General features: G+C 70.8%; 22 protein-coding genes. 1 reads left to right on the forward strand and 21 read right to left on the reverse strand.

Features of this window, described 5'->3' with window-relative positions:
* Window positions 1-54 precede the first annotated feature (54 nt).
* From IF188_RS04380 to rpe, 15 genes are all read right to left on the reverse strand, one after another.
* Window positions 55-444 (reverse strand): SHOCT domain-containing protein, encoded by a 390-nt coding sequence (locus IF188_RS04380; protein ID WP_191170569.1) that lies wholly within the window; start codon window positions 442-444, stop codon window positions 55-57.
* An 84-nt stretch (window positions 445-528) separates the two neighbouring features.
* The gene (pyk, locus tag IF188_RS04385; protein WP_191170570.1) at window positions 529-1,977 is read right to left on the reverse strand and encodes a pyruvate kinase; all 1,449 of its coding nucleotides are present in this window, start codon (window positions 1,975-1,977) and stop codon (window positions 529-531) included.
* Window positions 1,978-2,023: 46 nt separating this feature from the next.
* Window positions 2,024-3,490 (reverse strand): glutamate synthase subunit beta, encoded by a 1,467-nt coding sequence (locus tag IF188_RS04390; protein WP_191170571.1) that lies wholly within the window; start codon window positions 3,488-3,490, stop codon window positions 2,024-2,026.
* Entirely contained in the window at window positions 3,483-8,087 is a 4,605-nt protein-coding gene (gene gltB, locus IF188_RS04395) for a glutamate synthase large subunit (protein WP_191170572.1), read from the reverse strand. The genes IF188_RS04390 and gltB overlap by 8 nt, the downstream gene beginning before the upstream one ends.
* Window positions 8,088-8,162: 75 nt before the next feature.
* Window positions 8,163-9,134 (reverse strand): prolipoprotein diacylglyceryl transferase, encoded by a 972-nt coding sequence (lgt, locus tag IF188_RS04400; RefSeq protein ID WP_191170573.1) that lies wholly within the window; start codon window positions 9,132-9,134, stop codon window positions 8,163-8,165.
* Between the two features lie 65 nt (window positions 9,135-9,199).
* Window positions 9,200-9,994 (reverse strand): tryptophan synthase subunit alpha, encoded by a 795-nt coding sequence (gene trpA / locus IF188_RS04405; protein ID WP_191170574.1) that lies wholly within the window; start codon window positions 9,992-9,994, stop codon window positions 9,200-9,202.
* Window positions 9,991-11,256, reverse strand: coding sequence for a tryptophan synthase subunit beta (gene trpB / locus IF188_RS04410; RefSeq protein ID WP_191170575.1), 1,266 nt, complete (start codon window positions 11,254-11,256; stop codon window positions 9,991-9,993). Before trpB ends, trpA begins: the two co-directional genes overlap by 4 nt.
* A complete protein-coding gene (trpC, locus tag IF188_RS04415) occupies window positions 11,253-12,029 on the reverse strand; it encodes an indole-3-glycerol phosphate synthase TrpC (RefSeq protein WP_191170576.1) in 777 nt (258 codons plus the stop codon). The genes trpB and trpC overlap by 4 nt, the downstream gene beginning before the upstream one ends.
* A 2-nt stretch (window positions 12,030-12,031) precedes the next feature.
* Window positions 12,032-12,262: a DUF6704 family protein gene (locus tag IF188_RS04420; protein WP_191170577.1), complete on the reverse strand. Its 231-nt coding sequence runs from the start codon at window positions 12,260-12,262 to the stop codon at window positions 12,032-12,034.
* A gap of 62 nt (window positions 12,263-12,324) precedes the next feature.
* The gene (locus tag IF188_RS04425; protein ID WP_191170753.1) at window positions 12,325-12,948 is read right to left on the reverse strand and encodes a Trp biosynthesis-associated membrane protein; all 624 of its coding nucleotides are present in this window, start codon (window positions 12,946-12,948) and stop codon (window positions 12,325-12,327) included.
* The gene (gene hisI, locus IF188_RS04430; protein WP_191170578.1) at window positions 12,948-13,313 is read right to left on the reverse strand and encodes a phosphoribosyl-AMP cyclohydrolase; all 366 of its coding nucleotides are present in this window, start codon (window positions 13,311-13,313) and stop codon (window positions 12,948-12,950) included. Before hisI ends, IF188_RS04425 begins: the two co-directional genes overlap by 1 nt.
* Window positions 13,310-14,083 (reverse strand): imidazole glycerol phosphate synthase subunit HisF, encoded by a 774-nt coding sequence (gene hisF / locus IF188_RS04435; RefSeq protein WP_191170579.1) that lies wholly within the window; start codon window positions 14,081-14,083, stop codon window positions 13,310-13,312. The genes hisI and hisF overlap by 4 nt, the downstream gene beginning before the upstream one ends.
* Window positions 14,083-14,925, reverse strand: a complete 843-nt coding sequence (gene hisG / locus IF188_RS04440) for an ATP phosphoribosyltransferase (RefSeq protein ID WP_191170580.1) — start codon at window positions 14,923-14,925, stop codon at window positions 14,083-14,085. The genes hisF and hisG overlap by 1 nt, the downstream gene beginning before the upstream one ends.
* Window positions 14,926-14,969: 44 nt before the next feature.
* Window positions 14,970-15,233 (reverse strand): phosphoribosyl-ATP diphosphatase, encoded by a 264-nt coding sequence (locus IF188_RS04445; RefSeq protein WP_026305444.1) that lies wholly within the window; start codon window positions 15,231-15,233, stop codon window positions 14,970-14,972.
* 50 nt (window positions 15,234-15,283) lie between these two features.
* Window positions 15,284-15,979, reverse strand: a complete 696-nt coding sequence (rpe, locus tag IF188_RS04450) for a ribulose-phosphate 3-epimerase (protein ID WP_191170581.1) — start codon at window positions 15,977-15,979, stop codon at window positions 15,284-15,286.
* A 20-nt stretch (window positions 15,980-15,999) separates the two neighbouring features.
* On the opposite strand from rpe, the gene glsA reads away from it, so the two are divergent.
* The gene (gene glsA, locus IF188_RS04455) at window positions 16,000-17,172 is read left to right on the forward strand and encodes a glutaminase A (protein ID WP_191170582.1); all 1,173 of its coding nucleotides are present in this window, start codon (window positions 16,000-16,002) and stop codon (window positions 17,170-17,172) included.
* Window positions 17,173-17,269: 97 nt separating this feature from the next.
* Here the strand turns inward: glsA and IF188_RS04460 are convergent, their stop codons facing one another.
* From IF188_RS04460 to gmk, 6 genes are all read right to left on the reverse strand, one after another.
* On the reverse strand, window positions 17,270-18,640 hold the full coding sequence (locus IF188_RS04460; protein ID WP_191170583.1) for an RsmB/NOP family class I SAM-dependent RNA methyltransferase: 1,371 nt from the start codon (window positions 18,638-18,640) through the stop codon (window positions 17,270-17,272).
* The gene (gene fmt / locus IF188_RS04465) at window positions 18,637-19,557 is read right to left on the reverse strand and encodes a methionyl-tRNA formyltransferase (RefSeq protein WP_191170584.1); all 921 of its coding nucleotides are present in this window, start codon (window positions 19,555-19,557) and stop codon (window positions 18,637-18,639) included. The genes IF188_RS04460 and fmt overlap by 4 nt, the downstream gene beginning before the upstream one ends.
* A gap of 28 nt (window positions 19,558-19,585) precedes the next feature.
* Window positions 19,586-21,616 (reverse strand): primosomal protein N' family DNA-binding protein, encoded by a 2,031-nt coding sequence (locus IF188_RS04470; RefSeq protein ID WP_224751415.1) that lies wholly within the window; start codon window positions 21,614-21,616, stop codon window positions 19,586-19,588.
* Between the two features lie 10 nt (window positions 21,617-21,626).
* Complete coding sequence (gene metK, locus IF188_RS04475; protein ID WP_191170585.1) at window positions 21,627-22,820, reverse strand: methionine adenosyltransferase; 1,194 nt, start codon at window positions 22,818-22,820, stop codon at window positions 21,627-21,629.
* A 115-nt stretch (window positions 22,821-22,935) separates the two neighbouring features.
* Window positions 22,936-23,190, reverse strand: a complete 255-nt coding sequence (gene rpoZ, locus IF188_RS04480) for a DNA-directed RNA polymerase subunit omega (protein ID WP_018170775.1) — start codon at window positions 23,188-23,190, stop codon at window positions 22,936-22,938.
* Between the two features lie 70 nt (window positions 23,191-23,260).
* Entirely contained in the window at window positions 23,261-24,193 is a 933-nt protein-coding gene (gene gmk, locus IF188_RS04485) for a guanylate kinase (RefSeq protein WP_191170586.1), read from the reverse strand.
* Between the last annotated feature and the right edge of the window lie 165 nt (window positions 24,194-24,358).

The raw sequence follows: 24,358 nt of genomic DNA on the forward strand, positions 1-24,358 counted from the left end.
AGCAATGAGAAGAGTGGATGCCGGGCGCCCCGGCATCCACTCTTCTCATTCGTCTTACGCGCCGAAGTACTGGTTGCCCAGCGCCTTGCTCTTCAGCGCGTCATACTCGCCCTGCGAGATCGTACCGGCGTCCAGCAGCGCCTTCGCCTTCGCGATGTCGTCGGCGGGACTCGCCGACGCTGCGGGGCGGTAGTCGTCGGACTCGGGCACGACTCCGCGTCGAGCCGCCTGCGCCCGCTGAGCCATCCCCTTGCCACGGGCGATCACGTAGATCAGACCCGTCAGGAAGGGCACGAACACGAGCGCGATGATCCACAGCGCCTTGAACCAGCCGTTGAGCTTCTCATCACGGAACAGATCCATGATGACGACGATCACGATGTACAGGTACGCGACGAAGTAGAAGCTCCACAGAAGGAACCAGAACAGGTCCTGGAAGAACATTCGAGGTATCACTTTCCACGAGAAACGGGCTGACGCGATCACACTAGTGGTCGCGGCAGCCCGTTCGCGGGATCCGGTGAGGGATCAGCTCCGTGTCTGGTAGATCGGCGCCTTGCCGTGCACCGCGTCGCCCACCTTGTGGATGCGGATGTCGTTCGTGGAGCCGATGATCCCAGGAGGGGAACCCGAGATCACGACGACCTTGTCGCCGACCTTCGCGAGGTCGTTCGACAGCAGGTAGTCGTCGACCTGGATGAACATCAGGTCGGTGTGCGCGACATGCTCGACGAGGGTCGACTGGACGCCCCACGTGATCGCCATGCGACGGCGGATCGCCGGCTCGGGCGCGAACCCGATCATGGGGATGCGCGGACGCAGGCGCGACATGCGGCGGGCGGTGTCGCCCGACTCCGTGAAGATGCAGAGGTACTTCGCGTCGACGAACTCGGCGACCTCCATCGCGGCGAGCGTGATGGCGCCGCCCTGCGTGCGGGGCTTCGTGGTGAGGGGCTGGATGCGCTCCAGCCCGTGCTCCTCGGTCGAATCCACGATGCGGGCCATCGTCTCGACGACCGTCACCGGATACTTGCCGACACTGGTCTCGCCCGAGAGCATGACCGCGTCCGCGCCGTCGAGCACGGCGTTGGCGACGTCGCTCGTCTCGGCGCGGGTGGGCACCGGGTTCTCGATCATCGACTCGAGCATCTGCGTGGCGACGATGACGGGCTTCGCCATGCGACGGCACAGCTCGACCGCGCGCTTCTGCACGATCGGCACCGCCTCCAGCGGCAGTTCGACTCCCAGGTCGCCGCGGGCGACCATGATGCCGTCGAACGCGTCGATGATCTCTTCGAGGTTGTCGACGGCCTGCGGCTTCTCGATCTTGGCGATGACCGGGACGTGGCGTCCCTCTTCAGCCATGATGACGTGGACGCGCTGGACATCCTTCGCGTCGCGGACGAACGACAGCGCGATGAGGTCGGCGCCGGCGCGCAGACCCCAGCGCAGGTCGGCCTCGTCCTTCTCGGACAGCGCCGGTACGTTGACCGCGACGCCCGGCAGGTTGATGCCCTTGTTGTTCGAGACGGGGCCCGCGACGATCACCTTGGTGGTGACGACGGTGCCGTCGGTCTCGACGACCTGGACGCGCACCTTGCCGTCGTCGATCAGCAGGAAGTCGCCCGGCTTGACGTCGTTCGGCAGGCCCTTGAACGTCGTGCCGACGATCTCTTTCGTGCCGAGGATGTCTTCGGTCGTGATCTTGAAGATGTCGCCGACGGCGAGCTCGTGGGGGCCGTTCTCGAACTTGCCGAGGCGGATCTTCGGGCCCTGCAGGTCGACGAGGATCGCGACGGCACGTCCGGCGTCGTCGGCGGCCTTGCGCACGTTGGCGAAGTTGTTGTCGTGGACCGAGTAGTCCCCGTGGCTCAGGTTGAATCGGGCCACGTCCACGCCGGCGTCGATGATCGCGCGGACCATCTCATACGTCGATGTGGCGGGACCCAGGGTTGCGACGATCTTGGCGCGTCTCATCCGTGGTTTCTCCGGGTTGGGTGAATTGGCGAGTGCCTCGGCCAGCCTACGCGGGCTGCAGGCCGATGGCGATATCAGTCGGGCGGACCGGCTCGGGCAGCTCGGTCTTGCCCATCAGGAAGCGGTCGACGCTCGCGGCGGCCGCTCGGCCCTCGGCGATCGCCCACACGATGAGCGACTGTCCGCGTCCGGCGTCGCCGGCCACGAACACGCCCGGGGCGGTCGTCTGGTAGTCGTCCTCGCGGCGCACATTGCCCCGCTCGGTGAACCGGGCGCCGAGCTGCTCCTCCAGGAGCGCCTGCTCGGGGCCGGTGAAGCCCATGGCGATCAGCACGAGGTCCGCGGGGATCTCACGCTCGGTGCCGCTCTTGGGGACGCGGCGGCCGTCGACGAACTCGGTCTCGGCCACGCGCAGCGCGCGCACCTCGCCGGCGTCGTTCGCGAGGAACTCCACGGTCGAGGCGAGGTAGGCGCGGTCGCCGCCCTCTTCATGCGCCGACGAGACCTCGAACACGGTTGGATCCATCGGCCAGGGCTGGTGCTCCGGACGCTCGCCCGGGGGGCGGCGGCCGATCGCGAGGTTCGTGACGCTCAGCGCGCCGTGGCGGTGCGCCGTGCCGATGCAGTCGGCGCCGGTGTCGCCGCCGCCGATCACGACGACGTGCTTGCCCTCTGCCGTGATCTGATTCGGGACGGCGTCGCCCGCGACGGCCTTGTTCGACTCCACGAGGTACTCCATCGCGAAATGCACGCCCGCCAGGTCGCGACCCGGGATCGGCAGGTCGCGCGGGATCGTCGACCCGGTGGCGACCACGACGGCGTCGTAGCGTGCACGCAGGTCGGCCCACGTGATGTCCTTGCCGATCTCGACGCCGGCGCGGAAGCGCGTGCCCTCGTCCTGCATCTGGCGAAGACGCGCCTCGAGGTGCTTCTTCTCCATCTTGAAGTCCGGGATGCCGTAGCGCAGCAGTCCGCCGATGCGGTCGTCGCGCTCGAACACAGCGACCGTGTGGCCGGCGCGCGTGAGCTGCTGGGCGGCGGCGAGTCCCGCAGGGCCGGAGCCGACGACGGCGACGGTCTTGCCCGTCAGGCGCCCCGGCGGCTCGGGCTCGATCCAGCCGTTCGCGAACGCCTCGTCGGCGATCGACACCTCGACCTGCTTGATCGTCACGGCGGGCTGGTTGATCCCGAGCACGCACGCGCTCTCGCACGGTGCGGGGCACAGCCGCCCGGTGAACTCCGGGAAGTTGTTCGTCGCGTGCAGGCGCTCGCTCGCGGCGCGGCCCTCACCGCGCCACGTGAGGTCGTTCCACTCGGGGATCAGGTTGCCCAGCGGGCAGCCTTTGTGGCAGAACGGCACGCCGCAGTCCATGCAGCGGCCGGCCTGGCGGCGCAGCACCGCCGTGTCGCCGGGCTCATAGACCTCTTTCCAGTCCATGATGCGCACCGGCACCGGCCGCCGCGCGGGCAGCTCTCGCTCGGTGACCTTCAGAAAGCCCTTCGGGTCAGCCACCCGTCACCTCCAGGATGCGGTTCCAGACGACGTCGCCGTCGGGGTCGAGCCCCTCGGCCACAGCCTCCTGGCGGGTCTGCAGCACCGCGGCGTAATCGCGCGGCAGGACCCGGACGAAGTTCGCCAGCTCGGCCTCGAAGTCGTCGAGGAGAGCCTGGGCGAGGGTCGATTCGGTCTCCGTGACGTGCTGGACCAGCAGGTCACGGAGGATCTCGGCGTCGCCCGCGCCGAGCGCGCCGAGTTCGAGCTCGCCCGAGGCGAGCGCCTCGCGGTTGACGAGCTTGCTGTCGAGGCGGTGGATGTAGGCCATGCCGCCCGACATGCCGGCACCGAGGTTGCGCCCGGTGGCCCCGAGGATCACCGCGAGGCCGCCTGTCATGTACTCGAGCGCGTGGTCGCCCACGCCCTCGACCACTGCGGTCGCGCCGGAGTTGCGGACGAAGAACCGCTCGCCCACGACGCCGCGCAGGAACATGGTGCCCTGCGTCGCGCCGTAGCCGATGACGTTGCCGGCGATGACGTTCTTCGAGGCGTCGAAGGTCGCGCCGCGCGGCGGCCGGACGACGATCTGGCCGCCGGAGAGCCCCTTGCCCACGTAGTCGTTCGAGTCGCCCTCGAGGCGCAGCGTGATGCCGGCCGGCATGAAGGCGCCGAACGACTGCCCAGCCGAACCCGTGAGGTTGACGACGATGCTGCCCGACGGCAGGCCGTTCTCGCCGCGCGCCTTGGTGACGTGGTGGCCGAGCAGGGTGCCGACGGCACGCTCGGTGTTTCGGATCGGCAGGTCGATCGTGACCTGACCGCCGTTCGCGATGACGTCCTGTGCCTTCTCGAGCAGACCGATGTCGAAGTGCTCGTCGAGCTCGTGCAGCTGCGCGGTCGTGTTGCGCCGCGGCTCGTCCTCGGCGAACTGGGGACCCTGGAGCACCGGCGTGAGGTCGAGACCGCTCGCCTTCCAGTGCCGGACCGCGCCGTCGACGTCGAGCAGATCGCTGCGGCCGATCGCCTCGTCCAGCGTGCGGAAGCCGAGCTCGGCGAGGTACTCGCGCACCTCTTCGGCGATGAACTCCATGAAATTGACCACGAACTCGGGCTTGCCCGAGAAGCGCGCGCGCAGGACCGGGTTCTGCGTCGCCACGCCCACGGGGCACGTGTCGAGGTGGCAGACCCGCATCATGATGCAGCCTTCGACCACGAGCGCCGTCGTGGCGAAGCCGTACTCCTCCGCCCCCAGCAGCGCGGCGATGATCACGTCGCGGCCGGTCTTCAGCTGGCCGTCGGCCTGCACCACGACACGGTCGCGCATGCCGTTGAGCATGAGCGTCTGCTGCGTCTCGGCGAGGCCGAGCTCCCATGGCGTTCCCGCGTGCTTGAGCGAGTTGAGCGGGCTGGCGCCGGTGCCGCCGTCATGACCCGAGACCAGGATGACGTCGGCCAGCGCCTTCGCCGTGCCGGCCGCGACCGCGCCGATGCCGGACTGGCTCACGAGCTTCACGTGCACGCGGGCACCCGGGTTGGCGCGCTTCAGGTCGAAGATCAGCTGCTTGAGATCCTCGATCGAATAGATGTCGTGGTGCGGCGGCGGCGAGATGAGCCCCACGCCGGCCGTGCCGCCGCGCGTGCGCGCGATCCACGGGTACACCTTCGTCGGGGGCAGCTGACCGCCCTCGCCGGGCTTGGCGCCCTGTGCGAGCTTGATCTGGATGTCGTCGGCCTCGGTGAGGTACAGGCTGGTGACGCCGAACCGTCCGGACGCGACCTGCTTGATCGCGCTGCGGCGCTCGGGGTCGAGCAGACGCTCGACATCCTCGCCGCCCTCGCCGGTGTTCGACTTGCCGCCGATGCGGTTCATCGCGATCGCGAGCGTCTCGTGCGCCTCGCGCGAGATCGAGCCGTAGCTCATCGCGCCGGTCGAGAACCGCTTCACGATCGACGACACCGGCTCGACCTCGTCGATCGGCACCGGCGTGCGTCCCTCGGTCTTGAGGGCGAACAGCCCGCGCAGCGTCTTCAGCTCGTTCGCCTGGTCGTCCACCAGCTTCGTGTACTCGCGGAAGATGTCGTAGCGGCGCGTGCGCGTCGAGTGCTGCAGACGGAACACCGTGTCGGGGTTGAACAGGTGCGGTGCGCCGTCGCGGCGCCACTGGTACTCGCCGCCGGTCCAGAGCCGCTCGTGTGCTCGGACGGCAGCATCCTCGGGATAGGCGAAGTCGTGACGCGCCTGGTTCTCGGCGGCGATCTCTTCGATGCCGATGCCGCCGAGCTTGGACTCGGTGCCGGTGAAGTAGGCGTCGACGAACTCCTGCGACAGGCCGATCGCCTCGAACACCTGCGCGCCGGTGTACGACGACACCGTCGAGATGCCCATCTTCGACATGATCTTCAGGACGCCCTTGCCGAGCGCGTAGATCACGTTGCGGACGGCCTTCTCAGGCGTGATGCCGGTGATGAACCCGGAACGGACGAGGTACTCGACCGTCTCCATCGCGAGGTACGGGTTGACCGCCGACGCGCCATAGCCGAGCAGCGTCGCGACGTGGTGCACCTCGCGGACGTCGCCCGCCTCGACCAGCAGCCCCACCTTCATGCGGTTCTGCTGGCGGATGAGGTGGTGGTGCACCGCCGACACCATGAGCAGCGACGGGATGGGGACGAGGTCCTTGTTCGAGTCGCGGTCGGACAGGATGATGAACTCCGCGCCGTCGGCGATCGCCGCGTCGACCTCGGCGCACATCTCGTCGATGCGCGCCTTCATCGTGCCGGGGCCGGCATCGAAGTGGTACAGGCCGCGGATCGTGACCGCGCGGCGGCCCGGCATCGTGCGCTCGATGTTCTGGATCTTCGCGAGCTCGTCGTTGTCGAGCACCGGGAAGTCGATCGTGATCTGGCGCGCATGGTCGGGGCCGGACGAGAGCAGGTTGCGCTCGGGGCCGATGCCGGTGCGCAGGCTTGTGACGACCTCTTCGCGGATCGAGTCCAGCGGCGGGTTGGTAACCTGCGCGAACTGCTGGGTGAAGTAGTCGAACAGCAGGCGCGGACGCTCGCTGAGCACCGCGACGGGCGTGTCGCTGCCCATCGCGCCGAGCGGCTCTGCCCCGGTCTGCCCCATCGGGGTGAGGAGGATCTTGACCTCTTCCTCGGTGTATCCGAAGGTCCGCTGGCGGCGTGTGATCGAGGCGATCGGGTGCACGATGTGCTCGCGCTCGGGCAGCTCCGACAGCTGCAGACGCTGGCGCATCCACAGGCCCCACGGCTGCAGGGTCGCGAGCTGCTGCTTGATCTCTTCGTCCTCGATGATGCGCCGCTGGGCGGTGTCGACGAGGAACATGCGTCCCGGACGCAGGCGGCCACGGCGCTTGATGCGCGCGGGCTCGAAGTCGAGCACACCGGTCTCGCTGCCGATCACCACGAGACCGTCGGTGGTCTCGGTCCAGCGACCCGGACGCAGGCCGTTGCGGTCGAGGGTCGCGCCGACGGAGGTGCCGTCGGTGAAGATGAGCGCGGCGGGGCCGTCCCACGGCTCCATCTGCATGGAGTGGTAGTCGTAGAAGTCGCGCAGCTCGGGGCTGATGTCGGCCTGCTTCTCGTAGGCCTCGGGCACCATCATCATGATCGCGTGCGGCAGGCTGCGACCGGTGAGGGTCAGGAGCTCCAGCACCTCGTCGAACGAGGCCGAGTCGCTCGCGCCCTCGGTGCAGATCGGCAGCAGCGGCTGGATGTCGCCGAGCAGCTCGGACTCGAGCTGAGACTGACGGGCGCGCATCCAGTTGCGGTTGCCGCCGACTGTGTTGATCTCGCCGTTGTGGGCGAGCATGCGCAGCGGCTGGGCGAGCGGCCACGACGGGAAGGTGTTCGTCGAGTAGCGGGAGTGCACGACGGCCAGCTCCGAGGCGAAGCGCTCGTCCTGCAGGTCCGGGTAGAAGGGCTCGAGCTGCAGCGTCGTGACCATGCCCTTGTAGCCGAGCGTGCGCGCCGACAGCGAGACGAAGTACGCGTCGAGCTCGTTGCGCGCCCGCGTGCGCAGCCGGTACGCGCGGCGGTCCAGCGCGATGCCCGAGAGCGCCGGGGCTCCGTCGGTCGCGGGGTGCGAGACGAACAGCTGCTCGAACACCGGACGTGCCTCGAACGCGAGCTTGCCGAGGTTGTCGTCGACGGTCGGAACGTCGCGCCAGCCGAGGACGGTGAGGTTCTCGGATGCCGCGATCCGCTCGATCCCGGCCTTCTGAGCGGCGCGCGCGTCCGCGTCGCGGGGCAGGAAGGCCATTCCCGCCGCGTACTCCCCCACCGGCGGCAGATCGAATCCGACCACCGCGCGAAGGAACGCGTCAGGCATCTGCGTGAGGATGCCTGCGCCGTCGCCGGTGCCGGCGTCCGAGCCGATCGCGCCGCGGTGCTCGAGGTTGCGCAGCGCTGTCAGCGCCAGATCGATGATGTCGTGACCGGCCTCGCCGCGGAGCGTGGCGACCATCGCCAGGCCGCACGCATCCTTCTCGAAGGCGGGGTTGTACATCCCCTGCTTCTGCGGGAATCCGGCCCGGCCGGACGAAGCGGGGGTGGGCGCCTGCACAGAGGCGCTGTGACGGGGGCTCGAAGCCATACCTACCGTCCTCACGTTGATAGTCAAGATGGGACGACGTCGGCCCTGGAACGCCCGCTCAGAACGAGCGGAGCGTCATTTGCTGGCAGGAGTGCTTGTGGCGGTAGCCCCTTCGGCCTCGGACGTCGGGGGTTCGCTGACGTCGACGAAGTCGTCGGTGTTCTGCGATTGTACAGCCTGTCCGGCGGTCCACTCGCGGCCGGACACATAGGGCGACGGCTCGAGGCCCGGGTGACGGCGCTTCTGGACGAAGAAGATCACGATGCCGAGCACGACGCCGAAGATCGCCGCCCAGACGTTGCTGCGCAGGCCGAGGATGATCTCACTCGGGTCGATGCGGATCGACTCCCACACGATGCGGCCTGCGCTGTACCAGACGAGGTACACGGCGAACAGGCGGCCCCACTGCAGGCGGAAGCGGCGGCCGACCCAGACGATCACCAGCACGCCCAGGACGTTCCAGATGACCTCGTAGAGGAACGTGGGCTGGAAGAGTGTGCCCTCGGGAAGTCCGATGGGCCACGCCGGGTTCGGGTAGTCGATCTCGAGGCCCCACGGGGCGTCGGTGGGCCAGCCGAAGAGCTCCTGGTTGAACCAGTTGCCGAAGCGGCCGATCGCCTGGGCGAGCAGCAGGCCGGGCGCGAGCGCGTCGGCGAATGTCCAGAAGCGGATGCCGGTCCACTTGCAGCCGAGCCACGCACCGAACGCGCCGCCGATGAGGGCGCCGTAGATCGCGATGCCGCCCTCCCAGATGTAGAGGGCCGAGAGCGGGTTCGCGCCCTCGCCGAAGTAGAAGCCCCAGTGGGTGAGGACGTGGTAGATCCGAGCGCAGATGATGGCCAGCGGCACGGCGAGCAGCGCGATGTCGATCACGACCCACGGCTCGGCGCCGCGCTTGGTGAGGCGGGCATTGGTCCACAGCACCGCGACGATGATGCCCGCGATGATGCACAGCGCGTAGATGTGGATCCGCAGGGGCCCGATGTCGAAGTAGCTGATCGACGGGCTCGGGATGCTGGCGACGACGCTCGCGGCGGCGTTGATCATGGGAGAACCGTGTCCTTGCTGGATCCGTGCGTGGGATGCCGGCGCCGGGCGCCGACCTGAGAAGTCTAGTTCGCGTCGCGCGCTGTGCCTGCGGCGAGGGCGCGAGCGGTGTCGGCGAGACCGTCGAGGCCGCCCTCGCGCAGTGCGCGCACGAGCGCGGTTCCGACGATGGCACCGTCCGCGTACTCCAGCACGCCGGCCACCTGCTCCGCGTTGGAGATGCCGATGCCGACGCACGCGTGCCCGACCCCGTGGGCGCGCAGACGCCCGACGAGCGTGCGTGCGGCGGCATCCAACTCGGCACGCTCGCCGGTGATGCCCATCGTCGAGACGGTGTAGACGAACCCCGTGGAGTTGCGCACGATCAGGTCGAGGCGCTCGTCGGTCGAGGTCGGTGCGGCGAGGAACACCCGGTCGAGGCCGGTGCGCTCGCTCGCGGCGATCCATTCGGACGCCGCCTCGGGGGTGATGTCCGGCGTGATGAGGCCCGCTCCGCCGGCCGCCAGCAGGTCGTCGGCATAGCGCTCGACGCCGTACTGCAGCACCGGGTTCCAGTAGGTCATGACGAGGACGGGCACATCGACGCGGCGCGTGATCTCGCGTACCGCGGTGAAGGTGTCCCGCAGGCGGAACCCGCCCGCGAGCGCGGCCTGCGTGGCCTCCTGGATGACCGTGCCGTCCATGACGGGGTCGGAATACGGTGGGCCGAGCTCGAGGATGTCGGCGCCGTTCTCGGCCAGCGTGACCGCGGCGTCGATACTCGTCTGCAGGTCGGGGAACCCGAGCGGCAGGTAGCCGACGAAGGCGCCGCGGCGGGCGGCGTGGGCGGCGTCGATCGCCGCGGCGACCCGCGAGGTCATAGCTTCTCTCCCTCGCCGTGGGCGGCGTCGTCGGGCGGAGCAGATGCGGCGGCTGCGGCATCCGCACCCTTGTCGTACAGCCCGAAGTAGCGAGCGGCGGTGTCCATGTCCTTGTCGCCGCGGCCCGACAGGCACACCGCGAGGATCGCGTCGGGGCCGAGTTCGCGGCCGATGCGCAGCGCGCCGGCGAGAGCGTGAGCCGACTCGATGGCGGGGATGATGCCCTCGGTCTGCGACAGCAGGCGCAGCGCCTGCATGGCCTCGTCGTCGGTCGCCGGAATGTACTCCGCCCGTCCGATCGAGGCGAGCCACGAGTGCTCGGGGCCGACGCCCGGGTAGTCGAGCCCGGCCGAGATCGAGTGCGACTCGATGGTCTGGCCGTCCTCGTCCTGCAGCACGAACGTCTTCGCCCCGTGCAGCACGCCCGGACGCCCGCGTTCGATGGATGCCGCATGCCGAGGTGTGTCGACGCCGTCACCGGCCGCCTCGACGCCGTAGAGCTTGACGTCCTCGTCGTCGAGGAACGCGTCGAACATGCCGATCGCGTTCGAGCCGCCGCCGACGCACGCGAGCACGGCATCGGGAAGTCGGCCGGCCTCTTCGAGCAGCTGCGCGCGCGCCTCTTCGGAGATGACCTTCTGGAAGTCCCGGACCATGGCGGGGAACGGGTGCGGACCGGCGGCGGTGCCGAAGATGTAGTTCGTCGTCTCGACGGTCGCGACCCAGTCGCGGTATGCGTCGTTGATGGCGTCCTTCAGCGTGCGCGATCCGGTCTTCACCGGCACGACCTCGGCGCCGAGCAGGCGCATGCGCGCGACGTTCAGAGCCTGGCGCTCGGTGTCGACCTCGCCCATGTAGATCGTGCAGTCGAGACCGAACAGGGCCGCAGCGGTGGCCGTGGCGACGCCGTGCTGGCCGGCGCCGGTCTCGGCGATCACGCGGGTCTTGCCCAGGCGCTGGGTGAGCAGCGCCTGCCCGAGCACGTTGTTGATCTTGTGCGAGCCGGTGTGGTTGAGGTCCTCGCGCTTGAGGAACACCCGGGCGCCGCCGGCGTGCTCGGCGAATCGGGGCACCTCGGTGATCGGCGACGGGCGACCCGCGTACGAGAGCAGCAGCCGGACGAACTCGGCCTGGAAGGCGGGATCCGCCTTCGCCGCCTCGTACTCGGCCGTCAGCTCGTCGATGGCCGCGATGAGCGATTCCGGCATGTAGCGGCCGCCGAACTCTCCGAAGAACGGACCGGATGCCTCACGAAGACTCACTTGCCTGCCTCCAGGAATGCGCGCAGGGTGGAAACGGGGTCGCCCGTGACGAGCGCCTCGCCGACCAGCACCACGTCGGCGCCGGATGCCCGGTAGTGGGCCACGTCGGCGGGTGCGAGTACGGCGGACTCGGCGATCTTCACCGCGCCGGCCGGGATGCGCTCGGCGAGACGGCCGAACAGGTCGCGGTCGAGCTGGAACGTCGACAGGTCTCGCGCGTTCACGCCGATCAGCTTCGCGTCGATGTCGGCGGCGCGCTCGACCTCATCAGCCGAGTGCGTCTCGACCAGCGGCGTCATGCCGAGTTCGCGCACGAAGGCGTGCAGGCGCTCGAGCACGTCCTGCTGCAGCGCTGCGACGATCAGCAGCACCAGGTCGGCGCCCGATGCCCGGGCCTCGAGCACCTGGTACTCCGTGGCGATGAAGTCCTTGCGCAGCACCGGGAGCGACACCGACGCCTTCACGGCTTCGAGGTCGGCGAGGCTTCCCTTGAAGCGGCGGCCCTCGGTGAGCACCGAGATCGCCGACGCGCCGCCCTCCTGATACCGGGAGGCCTGCAGGGCGGGGTCAGGGATGTCGGCGAGGTCGCCGCGCGAGGGGCTGGCCCGCTTGACCTCGGCGATGATCTTGACGCGGTCGGCGGGGGCGAGGGCGGCCAGTGCGTCCAGCGCCGGGCGCTGAGCGAGGGCTGCGGCCTCGACGACCTCGAGGGGCCGCCCCGAGGCACGTGCCTCGGCATCCTCCACCGCGCCGGCCGTCAGGTCGGCGAGCACGTTCAGTGCTCTTTCGCCGCGACCTTGGAGCCGCCCACGCCGTAGCCGGCCTTCTTCATGCCCCAGCCCACGAGCAGGCCGACGACCAGCAGGGCCGCGGACGCCCACACGAGCGCCGGCACGTCGAGGAAGAAGAACAGGGTGCCGATCGACACGGCCACGAGCATGATCACGACGGCCGTCCAGGCGGCGGGCGAGTGTCCGTGGCCGGGGTCGCCGATGTTGTTGCTCATGGAAATCTCCTTGTGGTTCCGGGCAGAAGTGAAGCCGGGCGGGATGCCGCCAGTCTAGCGGTCTACGCGGTCGGATCCTCGCCACGCGACAGGTCGTCCCAGTCGTCGATGGCGTGCGATCCGGCTGCGTCGTGAGGGCGCGGTCCGGCGGGCGCGGCAGACTTCGCGGCGTCCCCGGTGGTCGAGTCGGAGGTGCGGTAGCGGCGGCCCGTACCGGCCCAGCCCCGCGCGGTGACGAGGACGAAGCCGCCGGCGATGATCAGCACCGCCCAGACGACCAGGGTCACCGCCGGCCAGCCCGACGCCGTGATGGTCGCGATGAGCTGAGCCACCGCCTTCTCACCGGCGATCCCGGTGGATTCGGTCACGACGGACGCGACCGCCGAGACGGGGTGCTCGAACGCGACCTGGGCGGTCAGCCAGGCCAGCGTTCCGCCGATGAGGATCGCCAGCGCGCCGAACAGGTAGCGCAGCACCAGGCCGACGATCGACAGCGCTGCTCCGAGCGCGAGGACGGCGAGGCTGAGCGGCGCCAGCACGGGCACGGCAGACGCGCCCGGCACCTCCAGGGTGTGATGGGCGCCGTCGGCGAGCTCGACCGTGAGCCATGTCTGCGTGGACGAGATCACGCCGATCGCTCCGCACAGCACGATCACGACGACCGACAGCAGTCGCGCGCGCCGCATCACGCCGGCAGCTCCGGACCGCGCGCGGCCTCGAGGTCGTCGGCATCGAAGCATGTGCGGGTGCCGGTGTGGCACGCCGGCCCCACCTGCTCCACCTCGACCAGCACGGCGTCGCCGTCGCAGTCGAGCCGTGCGCCGCGCACGAGCTGGATGTGGCCGGACGTATCGCCCTTGCGCCAGTACTCCTGGCGCGAGCGCGACCAGAAGGTCACGCGGCCCTCGGTCAGCGTACGGCGCAGGGCCTCGGCATCCATCCATCCCAGCATCAGCACCTCGCGGGAGTCCCACTGCTGGATGATGGCGGCGACGAGGCCGTCGCCGTTGAAGGTGACGCGTGCGATGCGCTCGTCGACGGTGTCGCTCATGCCGCCACCTCGCGCACCGGGATGCCGTCGGCCAGCAGCGAGCGCTTGACGTCGCCCACCGTGAGCTGGCCCGAGTGGAAGACGGATGCCGCCAGCACCGCGTCGGCGCCGGCCTCGATCGCGGGGCCGAAGTCCTCTGCCTTGCCCGCCCCGCCCGAGGCGATCACCGGGACGCTCGACACCTCGCGCATGAGGCTCACGAGCTCCAGGTCGAAGCCCTCTTTGGTGCCGTCGGCGTCGATCGAGTTCACGAGCAGCTCGCCGGCACCCCGCTCGATCGCCTCGCGGGCCCATCCCAGCGCGTCCAGCTCGGTCTCGGTGCGGCCGCCGTGCGTGGTGACGACGAAGCCGGAGTCGGTGTTCGGCGACCGTTTCACGTCGAGCGAGAGGACGAGCACCTGTGCGCCGAAGCGGTCTGCGATCTCATCGAGCAGCGGCGGCCGGGCGATCGCCGCGGAATTGACGCCGATCTTGTCGGCGCCGACGCCCAGCAGACGGGCCACGTCGTCGGCGCTGCGGACTCCCCCGCCGACGGTGAGCGGGATGAAGACCTCTTCCGCTGTGCGGCGGACGACGTCGTACGTGGTCGAGCGCTCGTCGACGGTGGCGGTGACGTCGAGGAACGTGATCTCGTCGGCACCCTGCCGGAAGTACTCCCGTGCGAGTTCGACGGGGTCGCCCATGTCGCGCAGGTTCTGGAAGTTGACGCCCTTGACCACGCGCCCGCCGGCGACGTCCAGGCACGGGATCACGCGGCATACGAGCGACATCAGAGCCTCGCGTTGTGGATCGCGGTGACGAGGATCGCGCGGGCGCCGATCGCGTACAGCGCGTCCATCACCTGGTTGACGCCGGCGCGGGCGACCATGACCCGCACGGCGACCCATTCCGGGTCGCGCAGCGGCGAGATCGTGGGCGACTCGACGCCCGGGGCGATCTCCACGGCTCGGTCGATCAGTCGAGCCGGCAGGTCGTAGTCGACCATCACGTAGCGCCGGGCCACCATGACGCCGCGCAGGCGGCGCAGCAGCGTCTCGGTGCCCTCCGCCTCGGTCGGAGCGCCGATCAGGACGGCCTCGGATCTGAGGATCACCGGCCCGAACACCTCGAGGCCCGCCTGACGCAGGGTGGTCCCGGTCTCGACGACGTCGGCGATCGCGTCGGCGACCCCGAGCTCGACGGCCGACTCGACCGCGCCGTCCAGCGGCACCAGATCGGCCGCGACGCCGTGCTCGTCGAGGAACCCGTCGACCAGGCCCGGGTACGACGTCGCGATGCGGACGCCGTCGAGGTCCTGGACGTCGGCGAAGCGTCCCGCCGGGGCGGCGAAGCGGAAGGTGGATGCCGCGAACCCGAGCTTCTCGATCTCTCGGGCGCCCGGCATCCGGGCATCCAGCAGCAGGTCGCGACCCGTGATGCCGACGTCGAGCGCACCCGAGCCGACGTACGTGGCGATGTCTTTGGGGCGGAGGTAGAAGAACTCGACCTCGTTGGCGGGGTCGATGACGTGGAGGTCCTTCGGGTCGCGGCGACCGGTATAGCCCGCCTCGGCGAGCATCTCAGCGGCGGTCTCGGCCAGCGATCCCTTGTTCGGCACGGCGATGCGCAGCATTCGCGGATCCTTAATGTGGGGATGAGAGGGGTCGGAGCGGGAGCTCAGAGATGTCGGTAGACATCCTCGAGGCTCAGACCCTTCGCGAGCATCAGCACCTGCAGGTGGTACAGCAGCTGCGAGATCTCTTCGGCCGCAGCATCCGTCGACTCGTACTCGGCAGCCATCCACACCTCGGCGGCCTCTTCGACGATCTTCTTCCCGATCGTGTGCACGCCGGCGTCCAGCTCTGCGACGGTCCCCGATCCCTCGGGGCGCTCGGCCGCCTTCGCGGTCAGCTCGGCGAACAGGGCATCGAACGTCTTCACGATTCCAGGGTATCGAACCGCAGGGCGCCGAGGCGCCGCGTGACGCCGCGTCAGTGCGCGTGGGCGCGCGCGGCAGCGGCGCGCAGCCCCGCGATGGCGTTCGCGGGGTCGGCCGCCCCGAAGACCGCGGAGCCCGCGACGAACGTGTCGGCCCCCGCTTCGGCGGCCTGAGCGATCGTCGACTCGCCGATGCCGCCGTCGACCTGCAGCCACACCGACGATCCGCGCCTGCGGGCCTCGTCGGCGAGCCGGCGCAGCTTGGGCATCGTCTCAGGCATGAACGACTGGCCGCCGAAGCCGGGCTCGACGGTCATCACGAGGATCTGGTCGAAGTCGTCGAGCAGGTCGAACAGGCTCTCCACCGGTGTGGCGGGTTTGACGGCGACGCCCGCGCGCGAGCCGATGTCGCGCAGCCGCCGCGCGAGCGCGACGGGCTCGGTCGCGGCCTCGAGATGGAACGTCACCGACGCGGCGCCGATCTCGGCGTAGCCCGGCGCCCAGCGGTCCGGATCGGCGATCATCAGGTGCACATCCAACGGCACGGGGCTCGTGGCCTGCACGCGCTCGACCATCTGGGGGCCGAACGTGAGGTTCGGCACGAAGTGGTTGTCCATCACGTCGACGTGCACGAAGTCCGCCGTGGCGATACGTGCGAGCTCAGCCTGCATGTTCGCGAAGTCCGCCGCGAGGATGCTGGGGTTGATGCGGATGCCGTCGTCGCGGCCGGTCTCGGAGGTCGGGAACACGCCTCCATTATGGTCGAGCCGTGGATCCGATCACGGCGCTCTTGCATGAGGCGCTCGAGGGGGTACGCGGCCTGGATGCCGGTGCACCCGCGAGCTACATCCCCGAACTGGCGAACGCAGACCCCGAGCTGCTGTCGCTGGCGGTGGTCGGGCCGCACGGCCGCGTACGGGTCGTGGGCGACGTCGAGCAGGACTTCACGATCCAGTCGATCTCGAAGCCCTTCGTGCTGGCGCTGGCGCTCGCGGATCGCGGGCGCGACGCCGTGCTGCGCAAGGTGGGCGCCGAGCCGAGCGGCGAGCCGTTCAACGCGATCAGCCTCGAGGCCGGCACGGGCCGCCCCGCGAACCCGATGGTCAACGCGGGCGCGATCGCGACGTCGGCCCTCATTCCCGGCGACGGGGTGGACGACCGCACCGCACGCATCGTGGCCGGTCTGTCGGCGTTCGCCGGACGCTCGCTGTGGGTCGACGAGCAGGTGTACGCCTCGGAATCCGGCACCGGCGATCGCAACCGGGCGCTCGCCCACCTGCTGCGCTCGTACGGCGTCATCGACGGATCGGTCGACATCGCGGTCGAGACCTACTTCCGCCAGTGCTCGCTGCTGGTGACCGCGCGCGACCTGGCGGTCATGGGGGCGACCCTCGCCTTCGGCGGCATCAACCCGGTGACCGGCGACCGGGTCGTCGCCGAGGCCGTCGCCCGCGACGTGCTGTCGATCATGACGAGCTGCGGCATGTACGACTACTCGGGCGAGTGGCTGCTGCGCGTCGGCCTTCCGGCCAAGAGCGGCGTGAGCGGGGGTCTCATGGCGGTCGCCCCCTCGCAGTTCGGCGTTGCCGCCTTCAGCCCGCGACTGGACGCCTATGGCAACTCCGTGCGCGGCGTCGCGGTGATCGAGTCCCTGTCGGAGAGGTTCGGGATGCATCTGCTTGAGCCGCACGACAGCGTCGCGGTGCCGGCCTTCACTGTCGACGACACCGACAGTGGTCGTGTGCTGCGGCTCTCGGGCGAGCTCGGGCTGGCGGGGACGGAACGGGTGGTCGCCGTCCTGCGCGAGCTCGCCGATGCGATGCCCGCCGGCGCCGCGGTCACGGTCGACGCGCGGGAGCTCGGACGCACGCACCGCGAGGCGCTCATCGCCCTGCGCGCCGAGTTCGAACGGATGCCGCGCAGCTTCGTGCTGCGCGAGTGAACCCGGCCGCGGCGTGACCGCTCAGACGCCGCACGACCGCTCAGACGCCGCACGACCGCTCAGACGCCGCACGACCGCTCAGACGCCGCACGACCGCTCAGACGCGTCGCAGCAGCGAGATCGACATACCGTCGGTGTTGTGGCGATGGGGCCACAGCTGTGCGCGACCGCTGCCGTCCGCCTGTGCGGGCAGCGCGGGGTCGGCGTCTGAGAGCCCGGTGATGACATCGCGCGCCGAGATCTCTTCGAGCGCCTCGCCCCATTCGCGGCGGATGTCGCCGACGACGGCCGACGTCTCGGCGAGATGCGGCGAGCAGGTCACGTAGGCGACCACGCCGCCGGGCTTCAGCGCGCCGACGGCCGCGGTGAGCAGTTCGCGCTGCAGGGTGGTCAGCGCCGGGACGTCGCCCGGCGACTTGCGCCAGCGCGCCTCGGGGCGGCGGCGGAGTGCCCCCAGCCCGGTGCACGGCGCATCGACGAGGATGCGGTCGTAGGCGGCGGGGGCGGCCTCGGCGCGTGCCCGCCCGTCCGCTTCTGAGACCGGGACCTCGAGCGGCACGCCCGCGAGCGCCTGGCGCACCAGTCCGGCGCGGGCAGGCGAGATCTCGTTCGCCTCGAGCCGCGCGCCGTGCGCGAGGGCTTCGGCGGCGAGCACGGCGGTCTTGCCGCCCGGCCCGGCGCACAGGTCGAGCCAGCGCTCCCCCTCGGCGACCGGCAGCGCTCGGCTGAGCGCCAGCGCGGCCAGCTGCGAGCCCTCGTCCTGCACCCGGATGCGCCCCTCGGATCCGCGCACCGTCTGGTCGGGGTCTCCCCCGCCGAGGCGGAATCCGATGGGCGAGAAGGGCGTGCGGCGCGCGTCGTCCGGAGCGTCGGCAAGCCCCGGAAGGGCGGCCATCGTCACGCGGGGCGATGCGTTGTCTGCCGTCAGCAGAGCTTCCAGCTCTTCGGCACGCCCTTCGGCTGCGAGGGCGCGGCGGAAGGCCCGCACCACCCACACCGGATGCGAGAACAGCAGTCCGAGCTGCTCATCGTCGGAGCGGGCGCTGGCGGCGACGTGCGTCATCCAATCGCCGGGAGTGTCGCGCGAGACGCGGCGGAGCACCGCGTTCGCGAAGCCGGCGGCGCCGCGGCCGCCTGCGGCGCGCGCGAGTTCGACGGACTCGTTGACGGCGGCGTGCGAGGCGACACGCGTCGACAGCAGCTGGTGCACGCCGAGGCGGAGCGCGTCGAGCACGGCCGGATCGATGCTCGAGACGGGGCGGTCTGCGGCGATCGCGATGACGGCGTCGTAGGTGCCCTGCCGGCGCAGGGTGCCGTAGGTGAGCTCGGTGGTCAGCGCGGCGTCGGCGGGCGAGAGATCGGCGCGCGCGATCGCGGTCGGCAGCAGCAGGTTGGCGTACGCGTCGGACTCGTGGACGGCCCGCAGCGTCTCGTACGCGATGCGTCGCGCGGCGACCGGGCGGCTCATGAGCCGGCCACCGGGGTGTCGCGCAGCCCCCGCCACCAGTCCGCGGCCCGCATCGCCGCCTTGCCTGCAGGCTGGACCATATCGAGCGCGATCGGCGTCGACGCGGTGCCGGCCAGCACCCGCTTGTCGTGCAGCGCGAGTTCGCCCGGTCTCAGCGCGGGCGCACCGGAGGGCGCCGCCGACACGGCCAGCACTTTCATGCGGGCGCCGTCGATCGTCGTGTGGGCGCCGGGTTCGGGGGTGACGCCGCGGATCCGGCCGAGCACCGCAGCGGCCGGCTCGTCCCAGCGGATCCGGCCGTCGTCGTCGCCGAGCTTCGCGGCGTAGCTCGGCTCGCCCACCTGCGGACGCGCGACCGCCGACCCCGCGGCGATCGCGTCGACGACGTCGGCGAGCAGGTCCGCGCCCGCATCGGCGAGGGCCGAGAGCAGATCGCCGGCTGTGGCGTCGGCGGGTACGGGATGCTCGAGCTCGGCGAACACGTCGCCGGCGTCGAGCTCTGCGACCAGCTGGAACACGCTCGCCCCGGTGGCGGCATCCCCCGCGATCAGCGCATGCTGCACCGGGGCGGCACCACGCCACCGCGGCAGCAGCGAGAAGTGCAGGTTGATCCACCCGTGCGCGGGAGTCGACAGCAGCGGCTCGCGGACGAGACCCCCGTACGCGACGATGACGCCGAGGTCGGGCCTCAGGGCGGCGATTCGGGCCGTCGCGTCGTCATCGAGACGGTCCGCCTTGATGACCGGCAGGCCGAGCTCGTCGGCAGCCGCCGCGACGGGCGACGGCGTGAGCACGCGCTTGCGTCCCAGCGGGGCGTCGCGCCGTGTGATCACCGCGGCGATGTCGTGAGTGGATGCCGCAAGCCGGCGCAGTGACGGGACCGCCGGCGTCGGAGTGCCGGCGAAGACGAGACGCATGTGACTCCAGGTCGTGTGGCGGTGGGGATCAGAGATCGAGGTCGGGGATGTCGACCCGGACTTTCAGTGTATTGGCGGCGCCGGGCGGGCGGCCCTTGGCGGGGCGCCGGCCCTTGACCGCCTGGCTGACGACCGAAGCGCGCAGGCTCTCGGCCACCCGGGTGCCCAGACCATAGTCGAAGCGCACGAGGGCGCGCACCGTGTCACCGTGGGCCAGCGGGCCGAGCACCGCCTCGGCGTCGAGTTCGGGAACCGCGCGGCGCAATTCGGCCAGGGCGGCATCGACCGTCTTGCGGGGGCCGTCGAGTGCGGCGACGCGCACCGTCGGAGGCATGCGCAGCGGCGCACGGTCGGCGAGCTCGGATCGCGCGTAGGCGGGCTGGGTCCACGTCGCCAGCGAGCGGGCGATATCGCCGCCGACGCCGACGAGATGGACGGGCGCGCCGGGCGCCGCGAGGGCGGCGGCGTTGGACCACCAGCGCAGACAGGACTCGCCGATGCGCAGGTCGTCGGCCATGAGCATGCGGTCGCCGTCCAGCAGGATCACGGCGCGGTAGCCGCCGACCGCGAGGGGCTCGGCGCCGCGCGTGGCGACGACGAGCGCCGGGCGGCCCTCGACGCTCACGACGGGGTGGTCGCCGTCGGCCACGATGACGCGCACCCCGGGAAAGGCACGGCCGAGTTCGTCGGCCGTGCGCTCGCTGCCAGAAGAGGCCATCCGCAGCATCGTCGACGAGCACTCCGGGCACGTCCAGGCGTGCGCCGCGCGTCCGCACCAGGAGCACGCCGGGACCGCGCCGTGCCGCGCCGCGTGGAGCGGGCCGCCGCAGTGCGGGCAGCGGGCAGGATGCCGGCACTGGGCGCACACCAGCACGGGTGCGTAGCCCGGACGCGACACCTGCACGAGCACCGGCCCCTCGACGAGGGCTTCGCGGGCGGCGGTGAAGGCGGAGGACGGCACGCGCGCCGCACGGGACTCGCCTTCGCGCTGGGCCGTGAGGACGACGCGCGGACTGCGTCGACGTGCGGCCGGGACCTCTCGCACCCAGCCGACGGCGACGAGGCGCTCGACGTCGGTCGTCCGCGTGTGGCCCGCGAAGACGAGCGCCCCGCCGTCGAGCTCCTGGCGCAGGAGCGCCGCGTCGCGAGCGTGCACGCCGGGGCTGAGCGGCTCGCCGAACAGAGGGTCGCCGTCGTCCCAGATCGCGACCATCCCCAGGTCGGCGACAGGCGCGTACACGGCCGAGCGGTTGCCGATCACGATGCACGGTGCGTCGGCCAGCGCGCGCAGGAACGCGGTGTAGCGGGTCGGACCGCTCTGCTTCGCGTCGTCGCGGACCAGTGCGTCGGCGGGCACGCGCGCCTGCAGTGCCGCCTCGAGCTGTGCACGATCGCGGTGATCGGGGACGGCGACGATCGCGCTGCGTCCTCCGGCGAGCACCCGCACCGCGGCGGCGGCCAGCAGCAGCGCCCACGCGCCGACCGGAGTCCCGTCGTCGAGAAGCGCGGGCTGCGGCGGGGCATCGACGGCCAGCCGTGCGCCGGCGAGGAGCTCGTCGGCCAGCCCCGGGTACTCGTTCAGGACGGCGTCGGCCCAGGCGCGCGCGTCGCCGGTGACCTCGGGGACGGCCGGAGGATCGGCCGCGAGCCAGGCCTTCTCTGCCCGCACCATCCGCTTCGGGATCGCCAGGCGCAGGATGTCGCCCGCCGATCCGGCCGCGCGGTCGGCGGCGCGGCGCGCGAGCGCGTACAGGCGCGGCGTGAGCACCGGCATGGGCGAGACGACGGCCTCCAGCTGCGAGAGCGGCCGATCGGAGGCATCCGGCTCCCCCAGCTCCACGAGGAATCCGTCGACGACCCGCCCCGCGCTGCGCAGCGGCACGCGCACGCGCACGCCGGGCACCGCGTCGCCCGCGAGCTCATCGGGGATCTCGTAGTCGAACAGGCGATCGAGCTGCGGCAGGGGCGAGTCCAGCAGCACACGCGCGACGCGTCGGCGGCGGATCGGCGTCGGCACCGCCTCGGCGTCGCACTGCGCCTCGTCGGGCACCGCGCTCATGCGGCTCGAGTCAGAGACCGGCGGCCGCGCGCAGCGCGTCGGCGCGGTCGGTGCGCTCCCACGTGAAATCAGGCAGTTCGCGCCCGAAGTGCCCGTACGCGGCGGTCTGTGCGTAGATCGGGCGCAACAGGTCGAGCTGCTCGATGATCGCCTTCGGCCGAAGGTCGAACACGTCGAGGATCGCACGGGTGATGACGTCGTCGGCGACGCGGCCCGTGCCGAACGTCTCGACGTACAGGCCCACCGGCTTCGCCTTGCCGATCGCGTATGCCACCTGCACCTCGAGGCGCTCGGCGAGTCCGGCCGCGACGGCGTTCTTGGCGACCCAGCGCATGGCGTACGCGGCTGACCGGTCGACCTTCGACGGGTCCTTGCCGCTGAAGGCGCCGCCGCCGTGACGCGACGCGCCCCCGTAGGTGTCGATGATGATCTTGCGGCCGGTGAGGCCCGCGTCCCCCTTCGGGCCGCCGATGACGAACGGGCCCGCCGGGTTGATGTAGAACTTGACGTCCGACACGTCGAGGCCGGTCGATTCGAGCACCGGGTCGATGACCTCGGCGCGCACGGCGGCCCGCAGCGCCTTCTGCGAGATGTCGGGGTGATGCTGGGTCGACAGGACGACGGAGTCGACGGTCCTCGGCGTCTGGCCGTCGTAGCCGAGCGTGACCTGGGTCTTGCCGTCGGGGCGCAGGAACGGCAGCTCGCCCGACCGGCGCACCTCGGCGAGGCGCTCGGCCATGCGGTGAGCGGTCCAGGCGGCCATCGGCATGAGCTGCGGCGTCTCGGTCGTCGCGTAGCCGAACATGATGCCCTGGTCGCCGGCGCCCTGCAGGTCGTGCGGGTCTTCGGAGCCGTCCTCGCGGCGCTCGAACGCCTTGTCGACACCGGCGGCGATGTCGGAGGACTGCGCGCCGATCGACACGCTCACGCCGCAGGAGTCGCCGTCGAAGCCGGTCTCGCTGGACGTGTAGCCGATGCGGTTCACGACGTCGCGCACGATCGCCGGGATCTCGACGTACGCCGAGGTCGACACCTCACCCGCCACGTGCACGAGTCCGGTGGTGACGAGCGTCTCGACGGCGACGCGCCCGTTCGGGTCGGCCGTCAGGATCGCGTCGAGGATCGAGTCCGAGATCTGGTCGCAGATCTTGTCGGGGTGCCCCTCGGTGACGGATTCGGACGTGAACAGACGCAGATCGGTCATCGGTTCTCCAGTACTCGGGGCGGTGTGTGCCGGAAGCGGGGCGGTGGGGCGGACACCAGTATGCCCCCGAGTGCGGACATCGCCGCCCTCGGGGGCATCTGGGTCGTAACGTGCGTTACTCGGCGCGACGAAGACGCAGCTTGTCTTCGTGGATCTCGTGCATCGCGATCGTCAGCGGCTTGTCTTCGACCGTCGAGTCCACGAGCGGACCGACGTTGTCGAACAGGTTGCCCTCGTGCAGGTCGGAGTAGTAGTCGTTGATCTGACGCGCGCGCTTGGACGCGAAGATCACCAGCTGGTACTTCGAGTCGACCTTCTCGAGCAGGCTGTCGATGGGGGGCTCGATGATGCCCTGATTCGTTCCGGCCATGGGAACCTCCTGGTGGATGTCGATGGGCGCGCGCGATCAGCGCGCGGACGCATCGGACCAGTCTACCGGGTCAGCGCGTGAGGCGGGCGACCTCGGCGGCGGCGCGGGCCACGTCGTCGTTCACGACCCGGAAGTCGAACTCGGCCTGCGCCGCGAGCTCGGTCTTCGCGGTGCGCAGGCGGCGTGCCCGCTCGGCGGCGTCCTCGGTGCCGCGGCCGACGAGACGCTGCACGAGCTCGTCCCAGCTCGGCGGCAGCAGGAAGACGAGCGTCGCCGAGGGGTCGGCCTCGCGCACCTGTCGGGCACCCTGCAGGTCGATCTCGAGCAGGACGGTGCGGCCTTCGGCCAGCGCCTTCTCGATCGGACCGCGCGGCGTGCCGTACCGGAACGCGTTGTGCACGGTGGCGTGTTCCAGCAGCTCGCCGTCGGCGATCATGCGGTCGAACTCCGCGTCGTCCACGAAGTAATAGTGCTCGCCGTCGACCTCGCCCGGACGCGGTGCGCGGGTCGTCGCCGACACCGACAGCATGATCTCGGGGTGGTGGTCCTTGATGTAGGCGGCCACCGTGCCCTTGCCGACGGCCGTGGGGCCGGCGAGCACGACCAGCCGGCTGCGACCGCCGCGCGGCTCGAGCTCGGGCCAGCGCGCGTCGAGGAACCCGCGCAGGTCTTCGCGCTGGCGCGAGCCGAGACCGCCGAGTCGCTTGACCGGCGAGATCTCGAGATCGTGCAGGATGCGGTCGCGCTTGCCCTCGCCGATGGCGGGGATCGCCGTCAGGAACTCGGGGACGCGCATCGCGCCGGCAGGAGACGACGGCTCCGCGAGTGCACGCCGCAGCAGCTCCTGCGGTGTGATGACGCGCATCGCGACGTCCTTCTTCAGAGCGGCGCGCTCGCGTCGGGCGGCGACGGCGCGACGGGATGCCGCCACCCTGTCGACCTCGGGCGGTCGGGTCGCGGAGTGGGCAGGGGCCCCAGTTTCAGGGGTGCGTGAATCGGGCATGTCAATCACCACAGTAGAGATGGGCGAGCTCAGAAATGCGCGGCGCGAGCCGGTCGGGTCCGGCTGTTCTCGCTGCGATTCTCTGACGCTATCACCGGAGGGGCAGGCTCACCGAAACCACTCCGTGGCGCGGGAATTCTTCCCGTTCCCGTCCGACGCAGGACA

Origin of the sequence: Microbacterium helvum (assembly GCF_014779795.1) — a bacterium.
GTDB lineage: Bacteria > Actinomycetota > Actinomycetes > Actinomycetales > Microbacteriaceae > Microbacterium > Microbacterium helvum.

What these genes read in the sequence shown, in the direction of transcription:
- IF188_RS04470 (WP_224751415.1), bottom strand. Translation starts at nt 21,616, where the DNA reads ATGAGCGCGGTGCCCGACGAGGCGCAGTGCGACGCCGAGGCGGTGCCG.
- gmk (WP_191170586.1), bottom strand. Translation starts at nt 24,193, where the DNA reads ATGCCCGATTCACGCACCCCTGAAACTGGGGCCCCTGCCCACTCCGCG.
- trpA (WP_191170574.1), bottom strand. Translation starts at nt 9,994, where the DNA reads ATGACCTCGCGGGTCGCCGCGGCGATCGACGCCGCCCACGCCGCCCGC.
- lgt (WP_191170573.1), bottom strand. Translation starts at nt 9,134, where the DNA reads ATGATCAACGCCGCCGCGAGCGTCGTCGCCAGCATCCCGAGCCCGTCG.
- metK (WP_191170585.1), bottom strand. Translation starts at nt 22,820, where the DNA reads ATGACCGATCTGCGTCTGTTCACGTCCGAATCCGTCACCGAGGGGCAC.
- IF188_RS04425 (WP_191170753.1), bottom strand. Translation starts at nt 12,948, where the DNA reads ATGCGGCGCGCGCGACTGCTGTCGGTCGTCGTGATCGTGCTGTGCGGA.
- IF188_RS04460 (WP_191170583.1), bottom strand. Translation starts at nt 18,640, where the DNA reads ATGAGCCGCCCGGTCGCCGCGCGACGCATCGCGTACGAGACGCTGCGG.
- IF188_RS04380 (WP_191170569.1), bottom strand. Translation starts at nt 444, where the DNA reads ATGTTCTTCCAGGACCTGTTCTGGTTCCTTCTGTGGAGCTTCTACTTC.
- rpoZ (WP_018170775.1), bottom strand. Translation starts at nt 23,190, where the DNA reads ATGGCCGGAACGAATCAGGGCATCATCGAGCCCCCCATCGACAGCCTG.
- fmt (WP_191170584.1), bottom strand. Translation starts at nt 19,557, where the DNA reads ATGCGTCTCGTCTTCGCCGGCACTCCGACGCCGGCGGTCCCGTCACTG.
- hisF (WP_191170579.1), bottom strand. Translation starts at nt 14,083, where the DNA reads ATGTCGCTCGTATGCCGCGTGATCCCGTGCCTGGACGTCGCCGGCGGG.
- IF188_RS04420 (WP_191170577.1), bottom strand. Translation starts at nt 12,262, where the DNA reads ATGAGCAACAACATCGGCGACCCCGGCCACGGACACTCGCCCGCCGCC.
- hisI (WP_191170578.1), bottom strand. Translation starts at nt 13,313, where the DNA reads ATGAGCGACACCGTCGACGAGCGCATCGCACGCGTCACCTTCAACGGC.
- pyk (WP_191170570.1), bottom strand. Translation starts at nt 1,977, where the DNA reads ATGAGACGCGCCAAGATCGTCGCAACCCTGGGTCCCGCCACATCGACG.
- gltB (WP_191170572.1), bottom strand. Translation starts at nt 8,087, where the DNA reads ATGGCTTCGAGCCCCCGTCACAGCGCCTCTGTGCAGGCGCCCACCCCC.
- hisG (WP_191170580.1), bottom strand. Translation starts at nt 14,925, where the DNA reads ATGCTGCGCATCGCCGTGCCGAACAAGGGATCGCTGGCCGAGACCGCC.